Consider the following 4,274-nt stretch of genomic DNA (forward strand, 5'->3'; position numbering starts at 1 on the left):
TACAATTTAGATAGAAAGAATATCGTTTTTTTCATTTTGGGGGTGTTTTTATTTGTTAGCTTGATGGTGATGGGGTACCGCCAACCAAATGACATAAAACCCACGCTAATACATTTTTTGGAAGGATAAACCTTGATTTTTCTGCGCTAAGGGTAAAATGAAATTCAGCCGAATAACATATTTTTATTTTATAAGGATCTAGATAAAGAAAGAGAACATAAATTAAATTATGTTCTCTTTCTCTCTTATTCATATTGAAAATATTAAATTAAATTCAACCTAGCTACCTTGCTAGCTAAAAAAACTCACTATAATAGATATCCCTACTTATATATTAAGCATATACAGTAAAATACCATATTCTTATCTCTTTTTTTCAGGAAGAACAATTCCTTTATACAATTGAACTGTAATAAAGTAATAGATTGAATAGATAATTACGAATATTAAGATTGGTAACCAAATACGGAAATATGGATCAATTAAAATAAAACCAAAAATTTTCATACCTAATAACACGTGAGCCATACCTACTATTCCTGGGAATAAAAACACTAAAAATAGCTCTTTGTAAATAGATTTTGTTAATAGCTCATGACGAACCCCAATTTTACGAAGCATTTCATAGCGTACAATATCTTTTGATGCACCGGAAAGAATCTTAAACATTAAGCAACTTGCCATCATCGCAAGGAAAGCAATACCTAAAAAGAATCCCATAAATACTGTGCCACTGGCGCTGGCGTAAATTGTATTATATATTTGATATTTACTGAAGATATCTTCAGCTGTGACATGTTTATATTTAACTAGCTGCAACTCGTCAATTTTTTTCCATTTGTCTAAATGTTTTACAAAATCATCCGTTTTTCCAATCACAACGGTGTTTTCTTTTTCTTGAATTCCATCATACATTTTTTGATTTACTATTTTTTTTACTTTTTCCATGTAATTTAAATAGGTTGGTTGAAGAGACCCTAAAGCGTCATCCCACTTTTCTGGGATAATATTTGTGTTCTCCCTATTCTCCTCACCATATTTTGAAATTGCTCCTACAGGAAGATTTTCAGAAACTCGTTTTACTTTTCCTCTATCCTTTTTTTCTATTCCAGCTTGTACAAGCGGACGATTTTTCTCTAAATCTTCTTTCAAGTAATAAATATACTTCTCATCCACTTTATAGCGATATTCATTTTTTTCTTTAAATGTAATACCATCTAAAATGTTCTTTTCTTCTTCTGTTGGATTATGAAGAACTGTATCGTATATTTCAATTTGATCAGTCGATTTCATTACGTTATTTTTGAAAGCCATTCCACCTGAAATTGCTCCTGCGCCAAGTGCTACTAACATAGCTACTGTTGCGAGTACTTTTGTCAAACTATTAATACGAAAGTTTAATTGTGCAAATGTAAAAGCATTAAGGCCTTTCTCACTACGCTTTTTATTACTCTTTAATTTTTGAATAATAAGCGGAAGTACAGAAGTAAATAACATATATGTTCCCGCTGTAGTGGTAAGCATCGCAATCATAGGACCCTGTTCTTTTAACTTATTCATATAAATCATGGAAGCATATCCAATTCCTAATAAAATAATGGCTAAAAATGAAACAATCCCAGTCCACTTCCCTTTAATCATTGTACGTTCTGCTGAAGCATCTGCATGTACAAGTTGTAGAACGGAGATACGTGATAATTTCACACTATTCATAATGGCAGATAACACAAATAATACCAAGAAGAACATACAAGTAACTAGCATCGATGGGACATAAAGCCCTTGGTAACCACTCGCCGTAAAATCCAGTTGCTTCATAAGGAGTTTACCAATTCCCTGTGAAAGCCCTATACCTACTATAATTCCAATTACTAAGGATACTGCCCCAATCATAATTGTTTCCAGAAACATAAGTAATGTCACCTTATGTTTTTTTGCACCTAACATCATATACATCCCAAATTCTTTTTGACGAAGAGACATCAAAAAAGAATTTGCATATAGAACATAAAAGAAAGTAATGATTCCAAGCAAGCATGTTCCCACTTGGAACACCATACTAATTGAGCGAATAGTAGAATTCGCTTCGATAAATGCTTTATTTAATGCTAGCGTTTGAAACATATAAAAAATTGAAATTGACATAACAAGACCAACTAGTAAGACAATATAATCACTTAGCTTACTTTTTAGTCCTGACATAGAAAGTTTAAATACCATGGTGGTTGTCCTTCCTTATCCTTTTTGTGTACCTAAATCCGCTAGTACATCTAAAATTTCTTTATAAAACGATTCACGTGTACCACTACGATGAATTTCTTTATATAGCTCACCATCTTGGATGAACAAAATACGCTGGCAATAACTTGCACTATATGGATCATGGGTAACCATCATAATCGAAACATATTGTTTTTCATTTAAATTTTTCATTGCTTCTAACAGGCTTGTTGCATTTTTTGAATCCAATGCCCCTGTTGGCTCGTCCCCTAAAACAATTGCTGGTTCATGTACAAGCGCTCGTGCTGCCGCAGAACGTTGTTTTTGTCCACCAGATACCTCAGATGGATATTTTTGAAGTATTTCTGAAATCCCTAACATATTGGCTACTTTTTTTACTTTTGAACCAATCTTACGCGATGGGACGCCTTGAAGTGAAAGTGGAAGAGCGATATTTTCATGAATAGATAGATTTTCTAATAAGTTAAAATCTTGGAAGATAAAACCTAATTTTTGAGAACGGAAATCTGAAAGTTCTCCTTGTTTCATTTTAGTGATATCGATACCAGCAATTTCAACAATACCTCCAGTTGCAGAATCTAATGTTGAAATTACATTTAATAATGTTGTTTTTCCCGAACCGGACGGTCCCATGATTCCAACAAATTCTCCTTCTTGAATTGAGAAGGATACATCTTTTAAAGCGTGGGACTGATTTTCACCTTTTTTACCGTACACTTTTTGAACATTTTTTACATTTACAACTGAGTTGTTCATCATATTTCCTACCTTTTCTTTAATTTGAAACAATCACATTTATTATTTAAGTTTTTCTTTTGCTTTCTCAGGAACTTCTTTTTCCTGCACTTTCTCAAATTCGTAAACATACTTTCCTTTTACATGAACCTTTAAATAAGAATCTGAATAACCATCTTTTTTAGAAACCCCTAATTTAACGGTATTTTCATTACCTGATGTATCCACTCCGTTTAACTCGTAAAAATATCTCCTACCGTTGTGTTTAGGATCAGGTTTTGCTTCCCCTTTTGTAAGAACGTACACATCTTTTTCTTTCACTAACGGATTAAATCTATCTACTGTTTCTCCTCCTATATAAGTCAATAATCCACCTCCTACAACTACTAATCCTGAAACAGCAATCCATGCTTTTTTCATCTATCTTTTCCTCTTTTCTTATTTAATTAGATGTCATCTTATTCATTCTTTGGAATTTAAATCAGAATGAATATACTCTTTAACACATTTCTAAGTATAAAGAGCATTTCTTAATAAAAAGTGAGAGAGCTTCTTAAGATTTTCTTAACAAAAAGGTACACATTTTATAAAAAAAGAACCCTTTTTGTAAGAGTTCCTTTTGGTCAGGCAAGCATATATTTCAGATTAATACATATATCCGAAATGTACATATAGTTACACACAACTATCAAACATAAAGATGACACCTGTTAATAATACCCGTCCCCCTGCACTTTTTAACACCTTCACAGGAGTCGCACGCTTGGTTATAAGCGCCACTCACTCACGTTGATACCTATTAAAAGGATTATTTTGTTTAAATTTTGCTTAATTCTCACCAATAATTATCTAAAAATTTTAAAATCGTTATATAATGAATTTAATTTAAAATTAGGAGTGATTAAAATGCCGGATACAATACGACTCGTTCTTTTCATCCTTATAGCAATTAGTGCTGTTTTCTCTTTAATAAAAGAGTTTAAAAAACCTGAGAAAAAAGCACTTTGGATTTCAATAGAACTTTTAGTTCTTTTCTGGGCGATATGGGTTATAGCAAATATCATAATCTAATTTGTAGATTATGAGTCCCTTTGAATAAAACTCAATATTCCGTCAATACTGTATATGACATTAGATTTTCTCCTTGTTCCCCCTTGGAGAACCGAGCAGTTAGCTTTTGCTAGCTGCTCTTTTGTTTATAAAGATTAATCCTCTTTAAGGGGTCTCGCCACACATCCATCAACTTAAGGATTTAGACTATTTTTGAAGTTAAAAGCACGTTACTATTCTCTTATGTT

Annotated in this window: 4 protein-coding genes; 1 reads left to right on the plus strand and 3 read right to left on the minus strand. The window is 32.3% G+C overall.

The annotated features are described in order from the left end of the window. Positions 1-363: 363 nt before the first annotated feature. The 3 genes from BAU27_RS30370 to BAU27_RS30380 are packed head-to-tail and all read right to left on the minus strand — an operon-like array spanning position 364 to position 3,396. Entirely contained in the window at positions 364-2,220 is a 1,857-nt protein-coding gene (locus BAU27_RS30370; protein ID WP_071773023.1) for an FtsX-like permease family protein, read from the minus strand. A gap of 15 nt (positions 2,221-2,235) precedes the next feature. Beyond that, positions 2,236-2,997: an ABC transporter ATP-binding protein gene (locus BAU27_RS30375; protein WP_071773024.1), complete on the minus strand. Its 762-nt coding sequence runs from the start codon at positions 2,995-2,997 to the stop codon at positions 2,236-2,238. A 42-nt stretch (positions 2,998-3,039) separates the two neighbouring features. After that, positions 3,040-3,396 (minus strand): YxeA family protein, encoded by a 357-nt coding sequence (locus tag BAU27_RS30380; protein WP_071773025.1) that lies wholly within the window; start codon positions 3,394-3,396, stop codon positions 3,040-3,042. A 486-nt stretch (positions 3,397-3,882) separates the two neighbouring features. Between BAU27_RS30380 and BAU27_RS32600 the strand changes: the two genes are divergently transcribed. Further along, positions 3,883-4,047: a hypothetical protein gene (locus tag BAU27_RS32600; protein ID WP_016128376.1), complete on the plus strand. Its 165-nt coding sequence runs from the start codon at positions 3,883-3,885 to the stop codon at positions 4,045-4,047. The last annotated feature ends 227 nt before the right edge of the window (positions 4,048-4,274 follow it).

This window comes from Bacillus sp. NH11B (genome assembly GCF_001884205.1).
Classification (GTDB): domain Bacteria; phylum Bacillota; class Bacilli; order Bacillales; family Bacillaceae_G; genus Bacillus_A; species Bacillus_A proteolyticus.

Bases quoted from the DNA above. Each gene is read 5' to 3' on its own strand.
- BAU27_RS30370 (WP_071773023.1), bottom strand. From the start codon at position 2,220: ATGGTATTTAAACTTTCTATGTCAGGACTAAAAAGTAAGCTAAGTGAT.
- BAU27_RS30375 (WP_071773024.1), bottom strand. From the start codon at position 2,997: ATGAACAACTCAGTTGTAAATGTAAAAAATGTTCAAAAAGTGTACGGT.
- BAU27_RS30380 (WP_071773025.1), bottom strand. From the start codon at position 3,396: ATGAAAAAAGCATGGATTGCTGTTTCAGGATTAGTAGTTGTAGGAGGT.
- BAU27_RS32600 (WP_016128376.1), top strand. From the start codon at position 3,883: ATGCCGGATACAATACGACTCGTTCTTTTCATCCTTATAGCAATTAGT.